The sequence below is a fragment of the Micromonospora sp. NPDC048907 genome, from assembly GCF_055586885.1.
In genome coordinates, this window is the sequence record NZ_JBVJHI010000019.1 from 1 (window position 1) to 1,744 (window position 1,744).

Sequence of the window (1,744 nt, forward strand, 5' to 3'; positions counted from 1 at the left end):
GTCTTCACCAAGGGCGCCACCAACGACGTCTACGTCGGCCTGTCCACCGGCACCACCTTCACCGGCGCCACCAAATGGCACGACTTCTTCGGCCTGCCCGGGGAGGCGACCCTGTGACACCAGGATTGGAGGCCCTCATGGCCCGAACGCGATCGACGTGGCGCCGTGGCGCCGTCGCCCTGCTGGCCGCGGCGCTCGCCGGCGCCGTCGCGGGCCCGTCGGCCCCCGCGGCGGCCCTGCCCGCGGCACCCAGCGCCCTGGACTCGGCCTTCCTGCGGGCGGCGACCGAGTTCGACGTACCCAGGGACGTGCTGGTCGCCGTCGGCTACGGCGAGTCCCGGCTGGACGGCCACGACGGCAAGCCCAGCCAGGCCAACGGCTACGGCGTGATGCACCTGGTGAGCAATCCCACCCAGCACAGCCTCGAACGGGCGGCCCGGTTGACCGGCGAGCCGGTCGCGCGGCTGAAGGCCGTCACACCGGCGAACATCCGCGGCGGCGCGGCCGTGCTGCGCGAACTCGCCGACGCCGAAGGGCTGACGGCAGCCGACCGCGGCCGGGTCACCGCCTGGTATCCGGTGGTCGCGAGGTACGGCGCCACGGTCGACGACGCGACCGCCCGACTGTACGCGGACCAGGTCTACGACCTGCTCCAGCACGGAATCCCGGGTCCCGTCCCCGTCCCCGCGCGTCGGGTCGCACCGGAACTCGGCCGCTACGCCACGGTGTCCCCGGCCGGCACGCAGCGGAGCACCCTCGCGGCCGCGGTGCCCGAGTACCCGCCGGCACGGTGGGTCGCGGCGAACGGCGCCAACTACGGCGTCGGCCGCTCCAGCCGCATCACCACCGTGATCATCCACGTCACCCAGGGCTCGTACGCCGGCACGATCAACTGGTTCCAGAACCCGTCGGCCGGCGTCAGCGCGCACTACGTCGTCAAGTCCAGCAACGGCGAGATCACCCAGATGGTGCGCGAGGGCGACACCGCCTACCACGCGCGCTCCGGCAACGCCTACGGCGTCGGCATCGAGCACGAGGGCTACGTGGACGACCCCGGGTGGTTCACCGATGCCATGTACCGCTCGTCGGCGGCCCTGACCCGCTACCTGTGCGACAAGTACGGCATCCCGAAGGACCGTAACGGCATCAAGGGGCACAACGAGATCCCGGGCAACGACCACACCGACCCGGGCCCCAACTGGAACTGGAACTACTACCTCTCGCTGGTCAACCAGGGCGGCGGGTCGGGCGCCCGGTATCTCGGCGGCTCACCGACCGACTTCTCCGGGGACGGCCGGGACGACGTGGTGACCTTCACCCACGGCTCGCTGGCCGACGTGTACGTGTCGACCTCGACGGGCGCCGGCTTCGCCGGAACGTCGGTGAAGTGGAACGACTACTTCGGGCTCTCCGGCGAGACGCCGTTGACCGGCGACTTCGACGGCGACGGCCGGGACGACGTCGTCGTGTTCACCCAGGGCACGCTCGGCGACGTGTACGTCGGACTGTCCACCGGCACGAGCTTCCTGCCGGGGGCGAAGTGGCACGACTGGTTCGCCCCCGGCGCGGAGGTCCCGGCCGTCGGGGACGTCGACGGTGACGGTCGGGACGACGTCGTGACGTTCACGCATGATTCGGCGGCGGATGTCTATGTGGCGTTGTCGACGGGGTCGTCGTTCGGTGCGGGGCAGAAGTGGCATGACTTCTTCTCGATCGCCGGGGAGTTCCCGGCGCTGGGGGACGT

1 protein-coding gene is annotated in these 1,744 nt (G+C 71.3%); it reads left to right on the forward strand.

The window, feature by feature from the left end; genetic code table 11:
- Positions 1-137 precede the first annotated feature (137 nt).
- Positions 138-1,744, forward strand: a 1,607-nt coding sequence (locus tag ACZ6PY_RS30340; RefSeq protein WP_466078728.1) for an N-acetylmuramoyl-L-alanine amidase, incomplete at its 3' end; no start/stop codon positions are given.